At 67.8% G+C, this 20,863-nt stretch carries 20 protein-coding genes; 4 read left to right on the top strand and 16 right to left on the bottom strand.

From position 1 onward, the window contains the following. Window positions 1–49: 49 nt before the first annotated feature. The 13 genes from ELEN_RS01645 to ELEN_RS01585 all read right to left on the bottom strand — a co-directional run bounded on the left by ELEN_RS01645 (window position 50) and on the right by ELEN_RS01585 (window position 13,045). Complete coding sequence (locus ELEN_RS01645; RefSeq protein ID WP_009305909.1) at window positions 50–670, bottom strand: NAD(P)H-dependent oxidoreductase; 621 nt, start codon at window positions 668–670, stop codon at window positions 50–52. Then, on the bottom strand, window positions 667–1,092 hold the full coding sequence (locus tag ELEN_RS01640) for a 6-pyruvoyl trahydropterin synthase family protein (RefSeq protein ID WP_009305907.1): 426 nt from the start codon (window positions 1,090–1,092) through the stop codon (window positions 667–669). Before ELEN_RS01640 ends, ELEN_RS01645 begins: the two co-directional genes overlap by 4 nt. A gap of 195 nt (window positions 1,093–1,287) precedes the next feature. Then, window positions 1,288–1,854 carry a DUF1062 domain-containing protein gene (locus tag ELEN_RS01635; RefSeq protein ID WP_015759916.1) on the bottom strand — a complete coding sequence of 189 codons (567 nt, stop codon included), beginning with the start codon at window positions 1,852–1,854 and terminating at the stop codon, window positions 1,288–1,290. Between the two features lie 348 nt (window positions 1,855–2,202). Further along, window positions 2,203–2,574 carry a metal-dependent transcriptional regulator gene (locus tag ELEN_RS01630; RefSeq protein WP_009305903.1) on the bottom strand — a complete coding sequence of 124 codons (372 nt, stop codon included), beginning with the start codon at window positions 2,572–2,574 and terminating at the stop codon, window positions 2,203–2,205. A 151-nt stretch (window positions 2,575–2,725) separates the two neighbouring features. Further along, a complete protein-coding gene (locus ELEN_RS01625) occupies window positions 2,726–4,471 on the bottom strand; it encodes an ABC transporter ATP-binding protein (RefSeq protein ID WP_009305901.1) in 1,746 nt (581 codons plus the stop codon). A gap of 1 nt (window position 4,472) precedes the next feature. Further along, window positions 4,473–6,332, bottom strand: a complete 1,860-nt coding sequence (locus tag ELEN_RS01620; protein WP_015759915.1) for an ABC transporter ATP-binding protein — start codon at window positions 6,330–6,332, stop codon at window positions 4,473–4,475. Window positions 6,333–6,440: 108 nt separating this feature from the next. Then, window positions 6,441–7,916 (bottom strand): ABC transporter ATP-binding protein, encoded by a 1,476-nt coding sequence (locus ELEN_RS01615; protein ID WP_015759914.1) that lies wholly within the window; start codon window positions 7,914–7,916, stop codon window positions 6,441–6,443. Next, window positions 7,913–8,665: an energy-coupling factor transporter transmembrane component T gene (locus tag ELEN_RS01610; protein WP_015759913.1), complete on the bottom strand. Its 753-nt coding sequence runs from the start codon at window positions 8,663–8,665 to the stop codon at window positions 7,913–7,915. The genes ELEN_RS01615 and ELEN_RS01610 overlap by 4 nt, the downstream gene beginning before the upstream one ends. A gap of 16 nt (window positions 8,666–8,681) precedes the next feature. After that, the gene (locus tag ELEN_RS01605) at window positions 8,682–9,332 is read right to left on the bottom strand and encodes an MptD family putative ECF transporter S component (protein ID WP_009305896.1); all 651 of its coding nucleotides are present in this window, start codon (window positions 9,330–9,332) and stop codon (window positions 8,682–8,684) included. A gap of 91 nt (window positions 9,333–9,423) precedes the next feature. Next, window positions 9,424–10,035, bottom strand: coding sequence for a TetR/AcrR family transcriptional regulator (locus ELEN_RS01600; RefSeq protein ID WP_009305895.1), 612 nt, complete (start codon window positions 10,033–10,035; stop codon window positions 9,424–9,426). A gap of 157 nt (window positions 10,036–10,192) precedes the next feature. Continuing rightward, on the bottom strand, window positions 10,193–11,665 hold the full coding sequence (locus ELEN_RS01595; RefSeq protein WP_009305894.1) for an ABC transporter ATP-binding protein: 1,473 nt from the start codon (window positions 11,663–11,665) through the stop codon (window positions 10,193–10,195). Further along, window positions 11,665–12,390, bottom strand: a complete 726-nt coding sequence (locus ELEN_RS01590; protein WP_009305893.1) for an energy-coupling factor transporter transmembrane component T family protein — start codon at window positions 12,388–12,390, stop codon at window positions 11,665–11,667. The genes ELEN_RS01595 and ELEN_RS01590 overlap by 1 nt, the downstream gene beginning before the upstream one ends. A gap of 7 nt (window positions 12,391–12,397) precedes the next feature. Then, window positions 12,398–13,045, bottom strand: coding sequence for an MptD family putative ECF transporter S component (locus ELEN_RS01585; protein ID WP_009305892.1), 648 nt, complete (start codon window positions 13,043–13,045; stop codon window positions 12,398–12,400). Window positions 13,046–13,248: 203 nt separating this feature from the next. Between ELEN_RS01585 and ELEN_RS01580 the strand changes: the two genes are divergently transcribed. The 3 genes from ELEN_RS01580 (at window position 13,249) to ELEN_RS01570 (ending at window position 15,767) form a co-directional block, all read left to right on the top strand. Next, window positions 13,249–14,223, top strand: coding sequence for a helix-turn-helix domain-containing protein (locus ELEN_RS01580; RefSeq protein WP_015759912.1), 975 nt, complete (start codon window positions 13,249–13,251; stop codon window positions 14,221–14,223). 288 nt (window positions 14,224–14,511) lie between these two features. Then, window positions 14,512–15,216 (top strand): DUF3793 family protein, encoded by a 705-nt coding sequence (locus ELEN_RS01575; protein ID WP_009305890.1) that lies wholly within the window; start codon window positions 14,512–14,514, stop codon window positions 15,214–15,216. Between the two features lie 128 nt (window positions 15,217–15,344). Then, window positions 15,345–15,767, top strand: a complete 423-nt coding sequence (locus ELEN_RS01570; protein ID WP_009305889.1) for a flavodoxin — start codon at window positions 15,345–15,347, stop codon at window positions 15,765–15,767. Between the two features lie 57 nt (window positions 15,768–15,824). Here the strand turns inward: ELEN_RS01570 and ELEN_RS01565 are convergent, their stop codons facing one another. Next, window positions 15,825–17,228: an MATE family efflux transporter gene (locus tag ELEN_RS01565; protein ID WP_009305888.1), complete on the bottom strand. Its 1,404-nt coding sequence runs from the start codon at window positions 17,226–17,228 to the stop codon at window positions 15,825–15,827. 105 nt (window positions 17,229–17,333) lie between these two features. On the opposite strand from ELEN_RS01565, the gene ELEN_RS01560 reads away from it, so the two are divergent. After that, window positions 17,334–18,344 carry a helix-turn-helix domain-containing protein gene (locus ELEN_RS01560; protein WP_009305887.1) on the top strand — a complete coding sequence of 337 codons (1,011 nt, stop codon included), beginning with the start codon at window positions 17,334–17,336 and terminating at the stop codon, window positions 18,342–18,344. A 26-nt stretch (window positions 18,345–18,370) separates the two neighbouring features. On the opposite strand, the gene feoB is transcribed toward ELEN_RS01560, so the two are convergent. Together feoB and ELEN_RS01550 are read right to left on the bottom strand one after the other, a co-directional pair. Then, entirely contained in the window at window positions 18,371–20,473 is a 2,103-nt protein-coding gene (gene feoB, locus ELEN_RS01555; RefSeq protein WP_114522532.1) for a ferrous iron transport protein B, read from the bottom strand. Beyond that, on the bottom strand, window positions 20,470–20,697 hold the full coding sequence (locus tag ELEN_RS01550; RefSeq protein ID WP_009305885.1) for a FeoA family protein: 228 nt from the start codon (window positions 20,695–20,697) through the stop codon (window positions 20,470–20,472). Before ELEN_RS01550 ends, feoB begins: the two co-directional genes overlap by 4 nt. Window positions 20,698–20,863 lie beyond the last annotated feature (166 nt).

Raw genomic sequence — 20,863 nt, 5'->3', positions numbered from 1 at the left:
CAAGGGTTACTTATATCGGAGACAGTATGCGGCAACGGGGCAGACGGTTCTAGTCCGATCGGGCAGCGCTGTTCCATTCGGACGGGAAACTTTCGCGCGTCATGGTGCGCGCCTGCTCAAGCCACGTGCGGCGGTCGGCCGGCGTGCTGTCGGCAACGACGCGGAACATAACCCGATCGAACGTGGTCACGCCGCAGAAGTCGCAGATGCAGTCGCGCCACAGCCGCTGCAGCGGATCGCCGAAAGCTTCGAGCTCGCGCGCTTCCGGCGTGTTCGACGTGTTGAACACGAGCACCGCGCGGGCTTTCAGCAGGCCGATGGGCAGGCCGCCGCCGGAATCGCCCTCGGCGAACCCGTAGGCCACGCCCTCCCGCAGCACGCGGTCGACCCATCCCTTGAGGATGGCGGGCGGCTGTCCCCACCAGTTGGGATGCACGACGACGATGCCGTCGGCCTCCTTGATCTCGCGTTGGTGCAGGGCCGTCAGATCGTCGGCCGGCACATCGCTGACCAGCTCGGACGGGGGAATCACCGGGTTGAAGCCCTCCGCGTGCAAATCGTGGAACGCCACCGCATGGCCGTCCTCCTCCAGCGTTTGCACCACGGTCTGGGCGATGGCCGCGTTGAAGCTGCCGTCGTAGGGATGCCCCAGGATGACCGAAACGTTCATGCCGTCCTCCGGTAGATGGCGCAGTTGTTGGGGGTTTCGTACAGGTCCACCTGGGACACGGGGAAACCCTGCTCCGTCAGCCGGTCGCAGACGTAGCGCGCCAGGTTTTCGGCGGTGGTGCGGAAGGGCAGGACGGTCAGGCTGAAGCCCTCGGCCTCGAGGGCGGCCAGCGTCGTCGCGGCCAGCGAGCCCTCTTCCACGAGGAAGGTGTGGTCCAGCTCTTCGGCCAGGTCGCGCACCGCGCGCTTGAACACGCCGAAATCAACCACCATGTCCTTCATCGTGCCGTCGGCTTGCAGGTCGGCGACCTCGAGGTACACCACCGCTCTCCACCGGTGGCCGTGCAGGTTCTCGCACTTGCCGTAGTAATCGGTCAGGAAGTGGGCCGAGTCGAAGCTGGCCTCGGTTTTCAATCCGTACATGATGGCTCCTTTGCATGGCCGCTGTGTTCGCCGTCATGATAGCACACTCCCACGGTCGCACCCCACCTGTGCGCATAGAACGAATGTTTCACGTGAAACATCGGGAAAGGGGCCGGGCATCCGCGGTGGCGGGCGCGGTGGGGGGGCAGGGGGCCGGGAGCGGCCCGGGAGCGTGGTCCCGGGCCGCCTGCCCGCCTACTGCTCGCGCCGCCCGCGCACGAGGATCGTCTGGTGCGGACGGAGCTTCGCGGCGAGGACGTCGGCTCCGTCGGCGGCGCTCACGTCGCCCGCCTCCACGAGGCGCTCCAAGCCGCTGCGCGAAACGCCCAACTTGGCCCGCAGCACCTCGGCCAGGCGCAGGCCCGCAAGGTCGCCGCCGTCGATTTCAACCCGACAGTCCTCGCCGCCGGCGGGCCGGTCGCCTTCGACGACGAAGGCGACCTTGCCCCGGCGCGCGCCGTTGCGCCTGAGCAAGCCGACGTCGAGCGCGCACCACAGCGCCATCACGGGATCGTTGCCCGTGAACCGCTCGAGCTCTTCGCGGTCGATGCTTCCCGGACGCCCACGGCTGATCACGGCGCTGTTCCACACGCTTCCGCACGTGGCGCACCGGTAGATGAGCCACACGTCCAGACGTTTCTTCTGGGCGTTCACGCGAAACAGGCCCGTGGACGCGAACTCCGCGTCAGCACCGCAGGTCCCACAAGGGCGCAGCGCGACCGGCGCGGCGGTCGCCTCCACGCGCCATATACTCGTTTTCATGATGGTTGTTGCCTTCCTTCGCAATCCGAATACGTTCGAAATGGAAGGTGGGCACGGGCGGCACCACGCCGTTATTCAGCTTTTTCATACAGGGAACCTCTCTGATTGTCTGTGCATCTCAACCGGACGGCCCATCGCAAAACGGCCGCTCGCAGCGGCGGCAGGCGGACGGGCAGCGCCCATCACGAAGCGGCCGCGCGCGGCGCGGCAGCGGATGGGACGGATGTGTCGCGTGGTTTAGCGGTTGGGAGGAACAGTCATGAGAGGAGAGCCTTTCGTTGGGTTGCGGGCCATGAGGCCCGGGCCGCCATCATACCGGGCGACCCGCCGCGCGTCAACCGAGCGCTCTCAGCCGCGCGCGTCGAGCGCGGTTACCAGCTTCCGGAACGAGTCCTCGCACAGGCAGTGCTCGAGGCGGCACGCCTCCTCGTCGGCGACGACGGCCTCCACGCCCGCAGCGCGCAGCAGAGCGCGGAAGAACGCATGGCGTTCGCTGACGCGCTCGGCCACGGCGCGCCCCTCGGCGGTGAGCCGCACGTCGTGGGCCACCACGTGCACGAGCTTCTGGCGCTCCAGCTTGGACAGCGCCTTCGACACGCTCGCCTTCGACACGCCCAGCCGGCCGGCTACGTCCACGGCGCGGACGTAGCCGTGCTCGCGCTCCAGCGCCAACACGGCTTTCAGATAGTCTTCGGCAGACTCATGAACAGGCTGCTTCACCTGCACCTCCTCTCCGCGCGGGCGGCCGCCGCGCGCGCAGTGCGTTTCCCTTCCCTCCGGTATAGCAGAAACGGGCCGCCCGTTCCGCTCCAAACAGCCGCGCGCCTACTCCGATCGGACATTTCGCAGGCGGCGCGCGACGGCGCGCGCCCTACCCCGCCAGGCGCCAGCCGGCGGCTTCGCGTCGCAGGTTCACGAAGTCGCGGTAGAGCCCCTGCTCGCCCATGAGCTGGTCGTGCGTGCCCCGCTGCACGATGCGGCCCTCGTCCACCACGAGGATCTGATCGGCGCCGGCCACCGTGTTCAGGCGGTGCGCGATGGACACGAGGGTCTTGCCGCGCGTGAGCTCGCCGATGGCGGCGATCAGCTCGTGCTCGTTCTCAGGATCGACCGAGCTCGTGGCCTCGTCCAAGATGACGATGGGCGCATCCTTCATGATGGCGCGCGCGATGGAGATGCGCTGGCGCTCCCCGCCCGAGAGGCTGGCGCCGCCCTCCTCGAGCACCGTGTCGTAGCCCTGCGGCAGCTGCATGATGAACTCGTGGCAGCGGGCGCGCCTGGCGGCGGCCTCCACGTCGGCATGGGTGGCGTTCGGCATGCCGAACTTGATGTTGTTCTCCACGGTGTCGTTGAACAGATACACGTTCTGGAACACCATCGACACGTGCGCGAGCAGGCTCTCGGCCGTGCCCTTGCGCACGTCCTGGCCCCCGAGCAGCACCGCGCCGGCGTCCACGTCCCAGAATCGGGCCATGAGGTTCACGAGCGTCGTCTTGCCCGAGCCGCTGGGCCCCACGATGGCGCAGCTCGTGCCCTGCGGGATGCGCAGCGACACGTCGTCGATGACGCGCCGGTCGGCGTCGTAACCGAACGAGACGCCGTTCATCTCGATGCCGAAATCGGCGGGCGCGAGCGGCGCGTCCGTCGCGTTCTGCTTCGGGATGTCGCACACCTCGTCGACGCGGTCGAGCTCGCCTTCGATCTTCTTCGTGAGGAACGCCGCATCGTTCGCGTGGATGAGCTCGCCGTAGATCATGAACGCGGCCACGAGCAGCGTGAGCGCCCACGACAGCGGCAGCGCGCCGTTCAGGTACAGCGCGCACGCGGTGAACAGCACCGCGCAGCTGGCCAGGTTGAACACGAGCGCGTACAGCTTGAGGATGCCCTGCGCGGCGGCCTCCTGATGGTAATCGGCCGCGCGCTTCTGCTGGAACGACGCCTTCGCGGCGGCCAGCGATTCGTCGGGCGTGGCGAACGTGCGCAGCACGGCCATGCCGCGAGCGTACTCGATCACCTTGTCAGCCATGGCCTCCTGCGCGGCGGTCACCTCGCGCGTCACGCTGGTGGCGCGGCGGCGCAGCACGTTCAGCACGCACAGGCCCGCGGCGATGCCCGCGAACGTGATGGCCGCGATGGGCCAGGCCACGGCGAGGAAGAACAGGCTCATGATCACCGCCATGGCCACGCCGCCCGTCAGACCCGTCAGGCAGATGGTCATGAACTCCTCCAGCTGGTGCACCGTCGTGGTCAGCGTCGTGGTGACGGCCGACAGGCGCTGCTCGGAGAAGTAGCCCATGGGCGCGGCCTTCAGCCGGTCGCCCACGCGCAGGCGCAGGTCGCGGAAGATGTGGAAGCCCTGCGCGTCCATCGTGATGTCCACGAGGTACTGGAACACGTACTGCCCGATCACGCTGACAGCCAAGATGCCCAGGCATTGCAGCGCCACGACGGCGTCGAGGTGGTCGCGGTTCTCGAGCGCCCAGAACACCGCGCCCAGCATACCGGCCATGAAGAACGCTTTCAGGATGTTGCACACCATGCCCCACGTCAGGCTGCGCCGCGCCGCCGGAGAGAAGCTGCCAGCCAGGTCGAGCACGCGTTTGATGAGCGCGAACATGCTACATCGCCTCCTTGATATCGTTGTCGCCCGTCGTCGAAACGTCAGCGAGGGTTTCCCCGGTGCCACCGGGGGAAGCCGCAGCGTCGGCCAGTTCCGCTGTTCGTAGAACAGCGGAACTTCTGTGCTGCTCCCACATGCGACGGTACAGCGGGCAGCATTCCAGCAGCTTGTCGTGCGTGCCGCGGGCGACGATGCGGCCGGTGTCCATGACGAGGATCTGGTCGGCGCCCGTCACGGTGGACAGGCGGTGCGCGATGGTGACGAGCGTCTTCCCGACCACGAGCTTGCTGATGGCGCGCTCGACGAGCGCCTCGTTCTCGGGATCGGCGTAGGCCGTCGCCTCGTCGAGGATGACGATGGGCGCGTTCTTCAAAATGGCGCGTGCGATGGCGATGCGCTGCTTCTCGCCGCCGCTCAGCCTCTCGCCCGCCTCGCCGGCGCGCGTGTCGTAGCCCTGCGGCAAGCGGCTGATGAACTCGTGGCAACCCGCCGCGCGGGCGGCGGCCTCCACGTCGACCTGCGAAGCGGCAGGACGCCCCATGCGAATGTTGTCGGCAAGCGTGCGGTCGAACAGGAACGTGTCCTGCGCCACGTAGGAGATATGCTCCATGAGCTGCTGGTACGGGATGTTCCGCACATCGACCCCGTCGAACGCGACGCGCCCGTCCGTTGCATCCCAGAACCCGGCCATGAGCTTCGCCACGGTCGATTTGCCCGAACCGCTGGGCCCCACGATGGCCGTGATCTGCCCGGGATGCGTCTCGAAGCTGACGCCGTGCAGCACCTCGGCCCCCTCGTGGTAGGAGAACGACACGTTCTCGAACGCGAACGACTCGCCGTCCAGCCGCACGCGCTCGGCGGGGCGCACGAGCTCGGGCGTGCCCAGGAAGTCCCAGATGACGTTGAGGCACACGTCCATGCGCGAGATCTGGCCGCCCGCCTGCGCGAACTTCAGCAGCGGCGCGATGAAGCCCAGCGGGATGACGATGCACGTCAGGAATATCGGCAGCGTCAGCTGGCCTGCGGACATGAGCCACACGCCCAGCGGCAGCGACACGAGCAGCGTGCACGGCACCACCGACTTGACGGCCGCCATCCACACCCAGCTCTGCTTGAACCACGCGAGCGTCGAGTCGTGGTACTCGGCGACCGCGGTGGAGAATCCGCCGTACGAGCTGGCCGTACGCCCGAACGCCTTGATCACCTGGATGCCGTTCACGTACTCCACGAGCGACGAGTTCATCCGCTGCTCGCTGCCGATGTAGCGGGCCATCTTCGGCTTGTAATCGCGCATCATGGCCGCATAGAACAGCACGCCCAGAGGGATGGTGGCCAGCCCGGCCAGCCCCATGCGCCAGTCGAGCGCGAACACGATGACCATGGCCAGCAACGGCCCGAACACGTTCGACGGCAGCTCGGGCATGAAGTGGGCGATGGCGTCTTCCAGCTGGTTCACGTTGTCGACGAAGCGGTTCTTGAACGTGCCGGTGGGCGTGTCGATGATCGTGCCCATGGGAACGCGCTCCATCTTCTCCGCCATCTGGTCGCGCATGGTGGCCAGCGCCTTGAACGCGATGCGGTGGCTCATCATGGACGAGCGCCACGTGCAGAAGAAGCGCGCGACGTGCGCGAGCGCGGCGACGGCCGCCAGGAGGGCCGCGCGCTCGAACGTCAGCGTGCCCTCGATGAGCCCCGCCGCCAACAGCGCGATCACCACGTAAGGCACCATGCCCACGGCCTCGCCGATACAGGCCAGCACGAGCGAGCACACCATGCGCCCGCGATCCGGCCGCATGAAGTAGTACAGCTTCGCGAACGCGCTTGGCCGCACGTCGCGGTTCGCCGGAGAAACTTCCATTGGTCAACTCCTCAAGTTAGCTTTATCAAACTTCGCTCAGAATGCCCGAAACGCGCGCCCGCCGGCACAGGATCGAGGGACTCCCGCCGCATCGCGGCACCGAAACGACTATTCGGGGTTGCGGAGCGCACTCGCATCGCCAGGGCCGTCGAAGCCGACCTCGACCGCCGACCCGCCCTCGCCGATGCGCAGCACCCGGTCGCACGCCGCCAGCAAGAACTCGTAGTCGTGGGTGATCACCACGATGCCGCGCCCTTCTTCGGCCAGGTCCCGCAACAGCTGCGCCACGCCCATCATCGACGCCCAGTCCAAGCCGCTCGTGGGCTCGTCGAGGCACACGACCTTCGCATCCTTCATGTAGGCCACCGCGATGGACAGCCGCTGCTTCTGGCCTCCCGACAGCGATGCCGGGTGACGGTCCTCCAGCCCCGCAAGCCCCATGCGCGCAAGCGCTGCGCGCGCTCGCGCCGTGCGCGCCTCGTCGGCACGCTCGCCCAGAAGCAGCTCGGCTTCGACGCTTTCCGCGAACAGCTGGCAATCCGAATCCTGCATGACCAGGTAGCTTGCCCGCACGCGCTCCTTCGGCCGCAACGCGACGCCGCCGATGGACACCGTGCCCGCACACTCCGTCTTGAGACCGCACACGAGGTCGATCAGCGTGCTTTTGCCCACGCCGTTGCGTCCGACGATGCCCACGACCTCGCCCTCCCGCACCGAGAACGACGTTCCCTTCAGCACGGGCGGCGCGCCCCGATAGCCGAAGCTCACGTCGCGCACTTCAAGGACCGCAGGCCCCCGGGCCTCCGCGCGCGGCACGGCGCGCACCTCGTCGAGGCTCGACGCGCGCAAGCCCAGCTCGTGCGATGCCTCGGGCGTAAGACGCGCCAATTCTCCCGCGGCGAAACGCCGCTCCACGCGCCCTGCACGCAGCAGCAGCGCCTCGTCGGCAAGGTCGGCCAGATAGTGAACCCGATGCTCGGACACCACCACGGTCACGCCGCGGTGCAGCAGCGTCTCGACGATGGTGCGCAGCCGAGCGGTGGCCACCTCGTCGAGGTTCGCCGACGGCTCGTCCATCACCACCACGCGCGGGCGCATCGCCAGCACCGACGCAACCGCCACCGCTTGCTTCTCGCCGCTCGACAGGTCGAAGATGCTGCGGTCCATCAGGTGCGCGACGCCGCACGCTCCGGCCGCTTCGGCCACGCGTCGGCGCATCTCGAGCGCGGGAACGCCGAGGTTCTCGCACGAGAACGCGATTTCGGACGACACGTCGGTGGCGAAGAACTGGCTGCGCGGATCCTGGAACACCGACCCCACCGCGCCGGCCAGCCGCTGCACGCTGACGGAAGCCGGCTCCATGCCGCACACGTCCACCGAGCCGTCGAGCGCGCCTCCCTCGAAGAAATGGGGGACCAGCCCGTTCAGCAGGCGCGTCGCAGTGGTTTTACCGCACCCGCTCGCGCCCAGCAGCAGCACGAGCTTCCCGCCGCCCGCGCGCAGGTCGAGGCCGCGCAGCGCAGGCTGGCCATCGTGGGCGTAACGAAACGTCGCACCTGCCACCACCACCTCGTTGGCCGTCATAGCACGTTCACCGCCCACGCGACATAACCGGCCGCCGTACAGACGAGCACCGCCGCCGTCACGAGCGCCCCCGACGCTCCGATGCGCACGTCGCGGTACGTCGTGCGCGCACCCACGAGGTCGAGGCCGCGCGTCATGGCGGAAGCGGCCAGATCGTCGGCGATTTTGATGGTGCGGATGATGAGCGGCACCAGCACGTACTCGAGCGAGCGGCCGGGATGCAGCACCAGGTTGCGCGCCGAGAGCTCCACACCGCGCAGCCGCATGGTGGCGCTGATCTTCCGGAACTCGTCGGCAGCCGTGGGAAGGTAGCGAAACACCACGGCGATGGTGATGACGAGGCCGCGCGGCAGGCGCAAGCGCTGCAGCGACGCGATGAGATCATCGATGCGCAACCCCACCGACATCCACATGATCAGCGCAAACGTAGACAGCGAGCGCGCGAAAATGAAGAAGAGAAAACCCACCATGCCCGCCACCGTGGCGTTGGGGATGAACCCCGCGCCCCACTCGGCAAGCGCCACCGCCGCGAGCACGGCCACGAATCCCAGCGCGCGACGCGCCTCGCCCGACAGCAGCCACAGCGCCGCGATAATCGCATAGCACCACAGCAACAGGGCACGATGCGGGCTGAACAGCGCGGCCGACCCCACCACGAGGACGATAAGCAGCTTCATCCGCGGGTCGAGGTTTCTCACCGCCGGCACGCCCGATCCCCCGTCGCGAGGCACGGCGGTCGCGTTCTGCATGCGCGCGGCCTCCATATCAGGCGATCCCCGCGCGTTCGAAGTGCTTCTTCAGCACAGCGCGTCCCAGCAGCGAGCCCAGAACGCCGCCAAGCGCGGTAACGCCCAGGCAGACGAAGAACAGAGGGCCCGCCACGATATCGAACACGCTGCCGTAGAACTCAGCCATCGTGGGCACCGAGTTCAAAAAGAAGTCCTTCATGAGCACGAGCGGGGCGAACGCGCCCAGATACCAGCCCACCATGATGGACGTGAAGCTGGCGGCCATGGTGGCGAAGCGCTTGCGGTTGGCGACGTTCCAGATAACCTCGCCAGCCAGCGCGCCCAATGCGATGACGAGGCCGGTAAGCCAAAAACTCATACCCACGAGCAGCCCCACGAGCACGCCCGAGATGAGCACGACGCCGCGCTTGTTCACCTTCGCGTACATCAGCATGAAGATGATGCCCAACGGGATGGCCTGGATGCCCAGCGTGAAACACCAGCCGATGGGCGTCGAGCCCGCAATCATGCCGATGCTGAAATACACCACCAGTTCCAGCACGGTGAGCACCGCGATGGTCACGAAGTCGCGCACGTTCAGGCGCTCGTTGCGCGCTCCCGGCCGCTTTCCCGCGGGCACGGCCTCGGTTTCGGGCATGGCTTGCGCCTGCCCTGCGTTCTGTTGCATGGCGTTTCCTTTCAAATGTTAGATTAGGGTAACCTTTGGTTCGAGAAAAGGCGGATCCCGTCCGCCTCGTCTTCCGTTTCCTCACCGCATGTTAGAAGCCGAACACCACCTGCCAATTGAAGAACCCGGCGATGCGCTTGCAGTATCCGAGCGCCTTTTCCAGGGGGAACCCGTGGACGAGGGGCTCGAACACGGTGGACCAGTACGCCGTGAGCAGGATGTGCAACTCGTCGGCGTCGATGTCGCTCACCGGCAAATCGCGCCGACGCGCCTCGTTCACGAACTCCATGCACAACGCCGTGTTGCGCGCCACGAAGTCGTGAAGGAAGTTCGCATAGGCCGTGCCCTCTGCACAGCACAACAGGAGCCGCATCCCTTCGTAGCGCTCGTAGAAGTAGATCATCCACTGGCGATGGATATCTTCGGACAGAGCCCACAGCTCGCGAAGGTTCTTATCGTCCATGAGCGCGTAATCGCGGCGCTTCGCCTCTTCCTCAAGCGCGCGGATGTCGGCGAGCGTGGGAGCTACCACGGCTTCGAACAGATCGGCCTTCCCCTTGTAGCGTTTGTAGAGCGCACCCGTCGTCACGCCGGCGTCCGCGCAGATGCTCTGCAAGGACGCTCCCTCGAAGCCGCGGGCGAGGAACTCCCGCCGTGCGCTGTCGAGGATGCGAGGGTCGATGCTCGCGTCGGATTTCGACAAGCTTCCAACCGCCTTTCCCTCTACTGATAATTTCATTATCGATAATGTGATTATCAGTATAGAGGCGCTCCGGGCGGATTGCAAGCCCGAACTTGCGGCGCGGTTCGCGATCGACAGCGCACGGGCAATCGGCTCGCCCGCCTTCCCCGTCGGGTGCCTAGCCTTTCAGCTCCACGACGGCATCGCCGGCGAGAGCGGCCAGCAGGTTGTCGTGGGTGATGATCGCCACGGCCTTGCCGCCGGCGGCCAGGGTGCGGCACCACGCGGACACCTCGCGCACGCCGCGGCCGTCGAGGCCGCTCGTGGGCTCGTCCAGCACGATGAGGTCGGCGTCCGAGCAGTACGCCGCCGCCAGCGTCACGCGCTGCTTCTGACCGCCCGACAGGCTCGCAGGATGTCGATCGGCCAGATCGACCAGGTCGAACGCCTCGAGCGCCTCCCATGCGCGCGCCTTCAGCGCCTCGTCCACGCGCCGCCCCAGCACCACCTCGTCGGCCACGCTGCCGGCGTACAGCTGGTAGTCGGCGTCCTGCATGACGAAGTAGCTGCGCCGCCGTCGCTCGCGGCGCGGCACGGGGCGGCCGTCGAACGTCACGCGCCCCGCCTGCTCGCGCGTCGCGCCGCACAGCACCTTCGCGAGCGTGGTCTTGCCCGCCCCGTTCGGGCCCTCGATCACCGTCACCGCCCCGCAGGCGAACGCGGCATCGAAGTCGCGGATGCCCCGCTTCGTGGACGGGTAGCGGTACGTCAGCCCCTCGACCCGCCAACCGCTCGCTGCAGGCGCAACGCCGCCGACGCCCGGCGCGGGCGCGGCCATGTCCGGATGCCGCAAGCCGTATGCCGCCGCGTCCTCCAGCCCGAGCCGTGCGAACGCGTCGGCGCTCCACCGCTCAACGACGCGGCCGGCGCGCAGGCACACGTAGGCGTCGGCCACCGGCAGCAGCTGGTGGAGCCGATGCTCGGATACCACCACCGCGGTGCCGCGGCGCTTGAGCTCGGCCAGGATGCGCACGAGCGCCTCGGAGCCCTGCGCGTCCAGGTTGGACGTGGGTTCGTCCAGCACGAGCACGGCCGGACCGCACGCGATGGCGGCGGCGAGGGCCACCCGCTGCTTCTGGCCGCTCGACAGCTCGGACAGCTTCTCGCCCAGAAGCCCTTCCACGCCGCACGTCTCGGCGGCGGCATGCACGCGGCGCACGGTTTCGGCGGGGTCCACCCCCAGGTTCTCGGCCGAAAACGCGATCTCGTCACCCACCGTCCCCATGAAGAACTGGCTGCGCGGGTCCTGCATCACCACGCCGAGGCGCTCGGTGCGCTCCCGCGGTGCGAGCCGGCGCACGTCGGCGCCGCACACCTCCACGACGCCCGTCAGATCGCCGGGAAAGAACGTGCCCGCCAACCCGTCCACCAGGCGCAACACGGTGGACTTGCCGTCGCCCGAGCGCCCGCACAGCACGAGGCAGCGGCCGGGAGCCACCGACAGCGACACGTCGTCCACGCGGCTGCCCGATGCGGGCGCGGCAGAACCCGCTTCCGCTTCCAACCCCCGCTCGGATTCGTCCACGTAGCGAAACGAAGCCCGGTCGAGCAGCACGGCCGCCGCCCGCTCGCTGTCCTGCGCTTGCGCCATCACGCCACCTTCCCCCACACGCACAGCCCCGCGCACACGGCCAGCACCGCCACGGCGGCAAGGGCGTCGCGCGCCTCGAATCCCACATGATGCACCGACGTGCGCACGCCGTCGGCCTCGATGCCCCGCAGCTCCGCCGACGCGGCCAGCTCGGCCGACAGGCGCAAACAGCGCATGACAAGCGGCGTGTAGCAGCACTCGTAGGCGAGGGCGGGATGCAGCGCCACGTCGATCGCGCGCGGGAACACCCCGCGCAGCCGGATGCCGCGCACGATGGAGCGCGCCTCGAACGAGAGCACCGACGCGAAGCGGAACAGCATGCACACGCCCACGAGCACGCGCTGCGGCACGCGCCACCGCGCGAGCGCGCACATGATAGCCGAAGGAGACAGCGAGAACAACGCGCAGCCCGCCGTGAACGGCGGCACCATGTGCAGCAGGCTCACGAACAGCACCCCGTACAGCCCCGGCAGCGGCAGGAAGCTGAGGCCCGCGACGACGGCGAAGCTTGCGCACGAGCGCAGCGCCAAGCGAGCGCGCCCGTTGCCCGCCAGGTACAACGCGGCAGCCACCTGCAACAACGCCGTCTCCAGCAAGCCGGTGAGCACGATGGACGCAACGCCGAACGCCACGACGGCCAGCAGATGCGTGCGCGGGTCGAGGCCGAACAGGCCCGCGCGCAGGTCGGGGCGCGCGAAGGGGCGCGCTTGCGAGCTCGTCTCCATCGGGCGCTTACGCGATCTTCGCTTTGCGGACGTGCTTCTTCAGGAACTTCGCGCCGATGACCGCGCCGAGCGCCGTGCCGGCGGCGAACATCGCCAGCATGAGCAGGATCCACGGCAGCTCCGTGTACTGCGACACCATGGCGGCCACGTCGCTCGCGCTGTAATACGCGCCCAGCTGCTCCATGTACGCATCCTTGAACAGGAGATACGGGATAATGCCGTAACAGGCGAACGTCGCCCAGTACACGAAGAAGCCCACGGCCGAACGCACGATGCTGCGGTACGACCCCTTCCCCCACATCACCAGCTCGCCGATCACGGCGCCCACCACGGCCACGGGCGCGCAGTACAGGCCGCCCATGAACGTGTACAGGACGCCGAACAGCAGGATGGAGCCGCCCAGCACGCCGCGTTTGCCGATGCGATCGGCCATGACCAGGTAGAACGGAGTGGATACCAGCGGGAACAGCCACGATCCCACGAAGAAGGTGTTCTGCGGCGAGAGCACCGCGTCCTCCGCCAGCTTCACGACCATCGTCGCCACGATGATGACGATGTTGAAGATGACGAACGTGAGCACATCCCGCGTCGTCCACCGGTTCGCCGTCGCGGAAGCCGCCCTCTCCCCCTGCGTGTTTGCCACGTTCGATGCCATTGCGCACGCTCCTTTCCCGTCGAACGCCGCCAACCGGCAGCGCGTTGTTAACCCTCGGTAACTTTTTGGTATAATGAGCGAATCAGCCGGACGGCAGCAGCGACGACGGGCGCGCGCGACGATTCACGGTAGCGAAACGACCGTTTCGGGCAGTGCGGAACGCACGCGATCGGCAGCCCGGGGGCAGACGGAGGAGGAAGCGAATGCGCAGCATCAAAGACGACATGTACGACGAGGCGTTCCGCCTCTGGGACATGGTGCCCGCCGGCACGGTGCCGGGATACGGTTCGGCGGGCAGCGTCTACCGGTTCGCGAACGGCTGCGGGCACGGCGAATACTGGGCCTACTTCCACGACAACCTCTTCGCCGTCAACGCCTTCGACATGACGTTCGAGCACGCCGGCGTCATGCGCTACCGCCACGCCGAGCACCTGTCCATCGGATACTACGAAGCCGCCGACCTCATCGTGCAGAGCGGCGGCAGCACGCTGCGCGCCGGGGCCATATCCACCTACCTCGCCGAGGAAGGCGCTGAGTACGTGGCGCTCTACCAGCCGGGTTCGGCGACCCGCGCGACCTCCATCACCATCTCGCCCGATTACTACCGCGACTACCTGCAGGCCCGCTTCGGGAACATCCCCGACGTGCGGCGCGCCTTCGCGCTGGTTGACGGCCGCACCGACTTTCCCGAGCTGGTCGCCCTGTTCAAACAGGTGCGCGCCTATCAGGGCACGGGCATGGCGGCCACCCTGTTCTACGAGGGCGCCGTGGCCGAGGCGCTCGCGCTGGTCATCGAACGCGCGGCGGCCATCGAGGCGGAGCGCGCCGAAGGGAGCGCGCCGTCGCTGTCGAAGGAGGATCGCGCGGCCCTCGACGACCTGAGCGCCCACATCAACGGCAATCTCGCGGGCGCCCTGTCCTGCGAGGAGCTCGCACGCCGCGCGTGCATGGGGCAGACGAAGCTGAAGGCCGCGTTCAAGGCGGCGTACGGCACCTCGCCCGCGGCGTTCGTCGCGGACGCGCGCATCGAGCGCGCCATCGAGCTGCTCAACTCCACCGACGAGCCCATCGCCCACATCGCGCGCGCCGTGGGCTACCGCAAGCCCGGCGCGTTCGCCGAAGCCTTCCGCCGCCGCACCGGCGTGCCCCCCAGCGCCTACCGCCGCCGCAGCGCCTGAGCGGAGGCGATCGAGGGATCGTCGAGGGTCGCGCCTCGAATGAAACCAGAACGAATGTTTCACGTGAAACATTCGGACGCCCGGATGCCGACCCCTTGCGCAGCTCGGGGAGAACGACGCAAGGCGAGGAGCGCAACGTCCGCGGGTCCTGCGCTGCCGCATACGTTGCGCGTCTCGCGCTTTTTCGGATCCGTGCTTGACGAACCTCCGACACTCGGGTATATGTTATCCAAAGCTAACTTATAGGCGCATCCGACACCCGCGGAGGCGCTGCCCGAGGGAGGCCGCATGGAAGCAATCGAGCAGGAATTATCGCCTTGCGAAGCGTTCGAACGCAAGCTGGTGCACCACTGCACCCCCACGCTCGCGGCGCTCAAACCCGCGAACCTGTTCACCTGCCGCAGCACCCTCTCCCCCACGGCCGTCCAGCACGGACGGCGCCCGACCGCGGCGGCCCTGCGCGACGACCAGCTGTCCGACGCGCTGCGCGCCTGCCGCGCCAAGCTGGCGCCGCACGGCGTGCGCATCGAGGTGCTGGCCCGCCGCACGAGCGGGGCGCTCGTGTACGTGTACCGGCCCCGGCTGCTCACGCGCGCCATCCAGCAGGAGCAGGTGGCCGCGTTCCTGACCGCCGAGGGCTACGACCCCTCGTCGCTGTCGGCCTGCATCGAGAAGCTGCACAAGCGCATCTGCGGCACCGACCTGCAAAGCCAGATGACGGGACGCTGCTCGTTCCCGCACGAGATCGGCTTCTTCCTGGGCTATCCCTACGAGGACGTCATCGGCTTCATCGACAACGAAGGCGAGAACTTCCTGTGCAGCGGATGCTGGAAGGTATACGCGAAAGAGCGCGACGCCCAAACGTGCTTCTGCTGCTACAAAAACTGCACCACCATGTACCAGCAGCTGTTCGACGAGGGCGTTTCCATCGAATGCCTCGCCGCGGTGGACGAGGACTTCCCCGCCGCCGAGGCGTTCCGCGCGGCCGGCTAGCGCGCGAGCGGACGGCACGTGAGACGCGGGACGCGGCTCTGTTGAGCGAGGTGCGCGGCGCGGCTTCGTCGCGCACCTCGCTCAACAGAGAGCGCATGCGACATCCCTCGACACGAAGGAGATACCCTATGAGCAAGGTTGCAATCGTCTACTGGAGCGGCACGGGCAACACCGAGGCCATGGCCGACCTCATCGCGCAAGGCGTGCGCGCGGCCGGCGGCACGGCCGACCTCGTGCATGCCGCGGACTTCACCGCCGAGCGCGTGGAGGACTACGACGCCCTCGCCTTCGGCTGCCCCGCCATGGGCGACGAAGAGCTGGAGGATATGGAGTTCCTCCCGATGTACGACCAGGTAGAGCCCCATTTAGCCGGTCACAAGGTGGTGCTGTTCGGCTCGTACGAGTGGAACGACGGCGAGTGGATGGAGCTGTGGGAGAAGCGCGCCGAAGAAGCCGGCGTCGACGTGGCCGATTCCGTGATCGCCTACGACTACCCCGACGACGAGGCCAGCGCCGAATGCCTGCGCGTCGGAAACCTGCTGGCCGGCTAGCAGACACGCGAACGGCCCGGGACGCGCGCCTGCCGCGCGACCCGGGCCGCCTGCGCGTTACGCCCGCGCGGCTTCCCCCTCCTCGATCGCGGCCGTCCGCGCGCGGCCCTTCCCCATCCCGCGGCACGTGCGCACCATGAGGGCGACGGCGATCAGCGCCAGCAAGCCGTCGGTGATCGCGCAGGCCAGCCACACGCCGTGGATGCCGAGACCGCCCAGGTTCGGCACGATCAGCACGAGCGGCACGAACAGCAGCAACGGCCGCGCAAGCGCGAGCAGCGCCGCCAAACCGCCCTTCCCCAACGACTGGAACAGCGTGATGCCCATCACCATGACGCCCATCGCCAGATAGGCGACGAAGAACACGCGGAAGTCGTCAACGCCTTGCGCCACGAGCGCCGGATCGGTGATGAACAGCGACAACGCGGCCTCGGGGAACAGCATGGCGGGTATCCAGAACAGCAGCGCAAGCCCCGTCGCCCCCAGCGAGAACGCCACGGTGCACCTTCTCACGCGGTCGTACAGCCCGGCGCCGTAGTTCGTGCCCGCCGCGGGCTGGAAGCCGTTGCTCATGCCCCACAGCGGGATGAACGCGAACGACTGGATGCGCAGCGCCGCGCCGAACAGCACCTGCCACTCCGCGCCGCCCCACTCGGCCGCCGCGCGGTAGATGATCGCCTGCTGGACGAGCGTGAGCACCTGCATGAGCATGGCCGACACGCCCACCTTCGCCACCTCGGCCAGCACCGCGCGCGACGCCGCCACGCGCACGATGCGCGCCGTCTTCTCGCGCTTGACGAACCACCATAGCATCACGCCCGCCAGCACAGCCTGCGACAGCACGGTGGCGCACGCGGCTCCTTCCAGGCCCAGCCCCTGATCGCGCAGCGCGAGGATGAACACCGGCGCGAGGACCATGTTGAGGATGGCGCCGCCGGCCATGATGCCCATGGCGCGGGCCAGCTCCCCCTCGCCGCGCATGATCATGTTCGAGCTTTGGGCGAAGTTCACGAACAGGCTGCCGAGGAATATGATGCGCAGGTAGCACTCCCCCAGGTCGAGCATGGCGCCTTCCGCGCCCGTGAGCGCGAGCAGCGGGCGGGCGAACGCGACGCCCACCACCGTCACGGCGAGGGACAGCACGAGGTTCATGACGACGAGGTTGCCCATCACCTGGTCGATGCTCTTCTGATCGCGCGCGCCGATGGCCCGCGACAGCACGGAGGCCGAGCCCATGCCGATCATGGCCGCCAGCCCCGAGTTGATGAACGTGAACGGGTATGCGATGGACACCGCACCCATCGCGTCAACGCCGATCAGCTGACCTGCGTAGATCGCGTCGACGAACGTGTACAGGCCGATGACCACCATGCCCACGATAGCCGGCAGGCTCAACGACACCATGAGCCTGCCGGGCGATCGGGTGAGTATGAGCTCGCGTTTGTTTTCTGATGATGCCATATATGCTCCTATCGCTCTATCATGTTATCCTGGTCTAACTTAGAGACGAGCGCGTCCGGGCGCAAGGGCGGGCGCGCAAACGCGTTGGAACGGAAGGAGGGCGCGTTGATTCGCGCAGACGGAAATCGGGACGGCACGGCTGCCGCATGCGCCGACTACGACATCATGCGCGAGGTGTTCCTCCCCTGCCTCGCCGACATGCAGATGGAGGAAACGTGCGCGGCGGACGTGGGCGCGCCCGAACGCGAGGGGCGCATGTTCCGCATGCCGCGCGACGTGGCCTCGGGATACTTCTGGCTGTACGCCGAGCGCGATTTCGCCATCTCGGCGACCGACATGCTGTTCCCCCGCGACTTCCGCGAGCAATGCCGGCATCCGCGCTTCGTCTCGGTGCGCTACTACCTGTCGGGAAGCTGCGTCGAGAGCGTCACGAACCGCACGGTGGAGGCACCTTACCTGGAGGGGCACGTTCTGGACACGCCGCATTGGGACTGCCTGTGCCGGGCCGGCACGCCCATCCGCAACGTCGAGATCATGCTCGCCCCGCCGTTTTACGAGCAGTATTTGCGCGAGGTGTACCGGGATGAGGCCTTCAGCGCCGAGGAGGCGTTCGCCAGCATCGACGGGCTTTCCGACTTCCCCGAGATGGTGGTGCTGCTCAAGCAGGTGGAAGCCTACCGCGGACGCGGCGCGTCGGCGCGGCTGTTCTACCGCAGCAAGGTTGAGGAAGCGGTGGCGCTCGTCGTGGACAAGTCGCGCGCGATGGCCGGCGAGCGCGCCAGCGAACTGGCCAGCGAGGACATGCACGCCATCGAGCGCGTGCGGCGGCGCCTGGAGCAGCAGCTGGCCGCGCCCGTGGACGCCGACGAGCTGGCCCGCATCGCCTGCATGGGCCAGACCAAGCTGCGGCGCACCTTCAAGCAGGCGTGCGGCTGCACCATCGTGGAGTACCGCCAGCGCTTGCGCTGCGCGAAGGCCGCCGAGCTGCTGGCCGCCGGCGACGCGCCCGTGGCGCAGGTTGCCGCAGCCGTCGGCTACCGCCCCGAGCGCCTGGCCGAGCTGTTCGCCCGCACCCACCACACCACCCCCAGCGCCTACCGTGCCGCCATGCGCTAGGCGCTCCGGGGAGGCGCGGGAGGACGTTACCCCAGGAACAGCGACGATACGTGGAACACGACGAACGCGAGCGCGAGCGATGCGCAGAAGTAGAACGCGATCATGAGCGCCGTCCACTTCCCCGAATGCGTCTCGCCGTAGGTAGCCGCCACCGAGGCCATGCATGGCACATTGAAGGTGAACGCGAACATGAACGCGAGCGCCTCGGGCTGCGAGATGGCCGACGCCATCACCTGGCCGATGTCGGCGGCCACCGGCCCCATGCCGCCAACGGCCGTGGTGAGCGTCCCCGTGCCCAGAAACAGCCCCGACAGCACGCCCAACGCCGACTCCTTGATGGCCATCGCGCATAGGTACGCCATGAACGTCTGCCACCCCAGGCCGAAGAAGCTGGTCACCGGCTCGATAGCCTCGCCGATCGCGTACAGGGCCGTGTTCTGCGGGTTGCCGTCCGGGCTGTAGACGAGCAGCCACACCACCGCGGTCACGATGAACACCACGCGCACCGCTCGCTTGAACACGTGCTTCGAGCGGGCGATCGCCGTCGAGAACACGTTCTTCCAGCGCGGTGCATGGTACGGGGGCAGCTCCATGACCAAACCGGCGCGCTCGTCGCCGCTCACGAGGTGCGGCCCGAACAGCTTTCCCACGAGGTACATGAGCAGCAACGAGGTCAGGAAGATGGCCACCACAACGACAGGCGACCACGGCCCGAAGAACGCCACCGCCAGCACCGGCACGACGCCCCAGGTGGAAGCGCAGGGCACCGCCCATGCCATGGCGACGGTCAGCACGCGCTGACCCCATGAGTCGATGACGCGGGTGCCCGACGCGCCGCCGATGGTGCACCCCAGGCACACGACGAACGGCATGATGGACTTGCCTTGCAGGCCGAAGCGCGCCATCGTGGAGTCGAACACGTACGAGATACGGGCCATGTAGCCCACTTCCTCGAGCGCGCCGAACACGAGGTTGATGCCGAACACGAAGCCCACCATCATCGTGGCGAATCGCAGGCTGTCGAACAGGACGCCGCTCACGAAGCTGCCCAGCACAGCGGGCGCTCCCAGGGCGACGAGCCCTGCGGCCGCGTACTCGCCGATGAGCGAGAACAGGCCGCCCACCGCCATGATGGGCATGGCGGGGACGAACGTCGCCAGGAGCCCCACCAGGATGATGCCGATGGCGAGGGGCTTGCCCCAGCGCGATCCCGTGGCGATGCGGTCGAATCTCGAGAGCGTCGAGCGGGTGCGGGAACCCCGAACGGCGCCGTCGAGCACCCCGTCGATCCATGAGAACTTGCACGTCCCTCCACGCTGCACGCCGTGCTCGATCGGCTCGAGCGCGGCCGCCAAGCGCGCTCGATCGCGTTCGTCGAGCGCTTCGTCGACCAGCGCGCGGACCGGAACGTCGCCCTCGAGCAGCTTGCCCGTCAGCCAAGCCGGCGTCAGCGCGCCGACGCTCCGCTCCGGCACGAGGGCGCGCACGTCGTCGTAGACGGCTCCGAACTCGACGCGGCACGCCTCGGCCAGCGCGGTCGCATCAAGCGCATGAGGGTCGGCGACGGCACGATCGAGCGCCTGATAGAACAGGTCGCAGTGCGCGCGATCGGCCGCGACGAACGGCACGACCGGTATCCCGAGCCTGCGCTCCAGCACCTTCGCGTCGATGCGCTTGCCCTGGGCCTCGGCGACGTCCATGAGGTTCAGCACGAGCATGCAGGCGCAATCGACGCCCGCGAAGTCGGCGAGCATGTACAGGCTTCGTTCCAGCTGCGAGGCGTCCGCGAGCACGCATACGACGTCGGCCCTGCCCGAGGCGATGTAGTCGCGCGTGACCACTTCCTCCTCCGAATTCGCCGAGAGGCTGTAGGTGCCGGGAAGATCGCACACCGCGTAATCGACGCCGCCGCGCGAAAAACCGCCCTCCTTCTTCTCCACCGTCTTGCCCGGCCAGTTCCCCACGCGCTGCCGTGAACCGGTCAGCGCGTTGAACAGGGTTGATTTGCCCGAGTTGGGCTGACCGAGCAAGGCGACGGAGCAGGTGGGCGCCCCGGAGACCACCGCTGCGCCCGATGGCGCGGACACCGCGGCGTCCAGCTCTTCGAGCACCGCCTCCCGCGCGCTCACGAGCGCACCTGCACGTCGATGCGGGCGCAGTCTTCGGCATCGACGGCTATCACGCTGTCGCGCCCGTACACCAGCACCGGTCGCTTGCGCACGTTCTGCAGCACCTGCACTTCGCAGCCCACGGTCAGCCCGATGGACGTGACGCGTCCGACGAACCGCGCATCCCCTTCCACTCCGGATATCACAGCCACGTCTCCCGTGGCCGCATCGCTCAATTTGCTCATGATTTCTCCTTGTCGTACCTAGAGGTCGCGCGACAAGGGTAAGGGTTTGCGATCGCTCCACTCAACTCCATGCGTCTTCTTCTGCTCCAAACGCAAACGAGTTAGCCATTTCTAACTACCGGCGGGATACAATAGGAACGAAGGACCGACCGACAGGAGGCCACCA

The sequence above is a fragment of the Eggerthella lenta DSM 2243 genome (assembly GCF_000024265.1).
In the GTDB taxonomy this organism is placed as follows: Bacteria; Actinomycetota; Coriobacteriia; order Coriobacteriales; family Eggerthellaceae; genus Eggerthella; species Eggerthella lenta.
Note: the sequence above shows the minus strand (reverse complement) of the source record. Positions and strands in the feature narration are given on the sequence as shown.

Excerpts from the sequence above, each read along its gene's own strand:
- ELEN_RS01645 (WP_009305909.1), bottom strand. The coding sequence starts at position 670 with ATGAACGTTTCGGTCATCCTGGGGCATCCCTACGACGGCAGCTTCAAC.
- ELEN_RS01640 (WP_009305907.1), bottom strand. The coding sequence starts at position 1,092 with ATGTACGGATTGAAAACCGAGGCCAGCTTCGACTCGGCCCACTTCCTG.
- ELEN_RS01635 (WP_015759916.1), bottom strand. The coding sequence starts at position 1,854 with ATGAAAACGAGTATATGGCGCGTGGAGGCGACCGCCGCGCCGGTCGCG.
- ELEN_RS01625 (WP_009305901.1), bottom strand. The coding sequence starts at position 4,471 with ATGTTCGCGCTCATCAAACGCGTGCTCGACCTGGCTGGCAGCTTCTCT.
- ELEN_RS01620 (WP_015759915.1), bottom strand. The coding sequence starts at position 6,332 with ATGGAAGTTTCTCCGGCGAACCGCGACGTGCGGCCAAGCGCGTTCGCG.
- ELEN_RS01615 (WP_015759914.1), bottom strand. The coding sequence starts at position 7,916 with ATGACGGCCAACGAGGTGGTGGTGGCAGGTGCGACGTTTCGTTACGCC.
- ELEN_RS01610 (WP_015759913.1), bottom strand. The coding sequence starts at position 8,665 with ATGCAGAACGCGACCGCCGTGCCTCGCGACGGGGGATCGGGCGTGCCG.
- ELEN_RS01605 (WP_009305896.1), bottom strand. The coding sequence starts at position 9,332 with ATGCAACAGAACGCAGGGCAGGCGCAAGCCATGCCCGAAACCGAGGCC.
- ELEN_RS01595 (WP_009305894.1), bottom strand. The coding sequence starts at position 11,665 with ATGGCGCAAGCGCAGGACAGCGAGCGGGCGGCGGCCGTGCTGCTCGAC.
- ELEN_RS01590 (WP_009305893.1), bottom strand. The coding sequence starts at position 12,390 with ATGGAGACGAGCTCGCAAGCGCGCCCCTTCGCGCGCCCCGACCTGCGC.
- ELEN_RS01585 (WP_009305892.1), bottom strand. The coding sequence starts at position 13,045 with ATGGCATCGAACGTGGCAAACACGCAGGGGGAGAGGGCGGCTTCCGCG.
- ELEN_RS01580 (WP_015759912.1), top strand. The coding sequence starts at position 13,249 with ATGCGCAGCATCAAAGACGACATGTACGACGAGGCGTTCCGCCTCTGG.
- ELEN_RS01575 (WP_009305890.1), top strand. The coding sequence starts at position 14,512 with ATGGAAGCAATCGAGCAGGAATTATCGCCTTGCGAAGCGTTCGAACGC.
- ELEN_RS01570 (WP_009305889.1), top strand. The coding sequence starts at position 15,345 with ATGAGCAAGGTTGCAATCGTCTACTGGAGCGGCACGGGCAACACCGAG.
- ELEN_RS01565 (WP_009305888.1), bottom strand. The coding sequence starts at position 17,228 with ATGGCATCATCAGAAAACAAACGCGAGCTCATACTCACCCGATCGCCC.
- ELEN_RS01550 (WP_009305885.1), bottom strand. The coding sequence starts at position 20,697 with ATGAGCAAATTGAGCGATGCGGCCACGGGAGACGTGGCTGTGATATCC.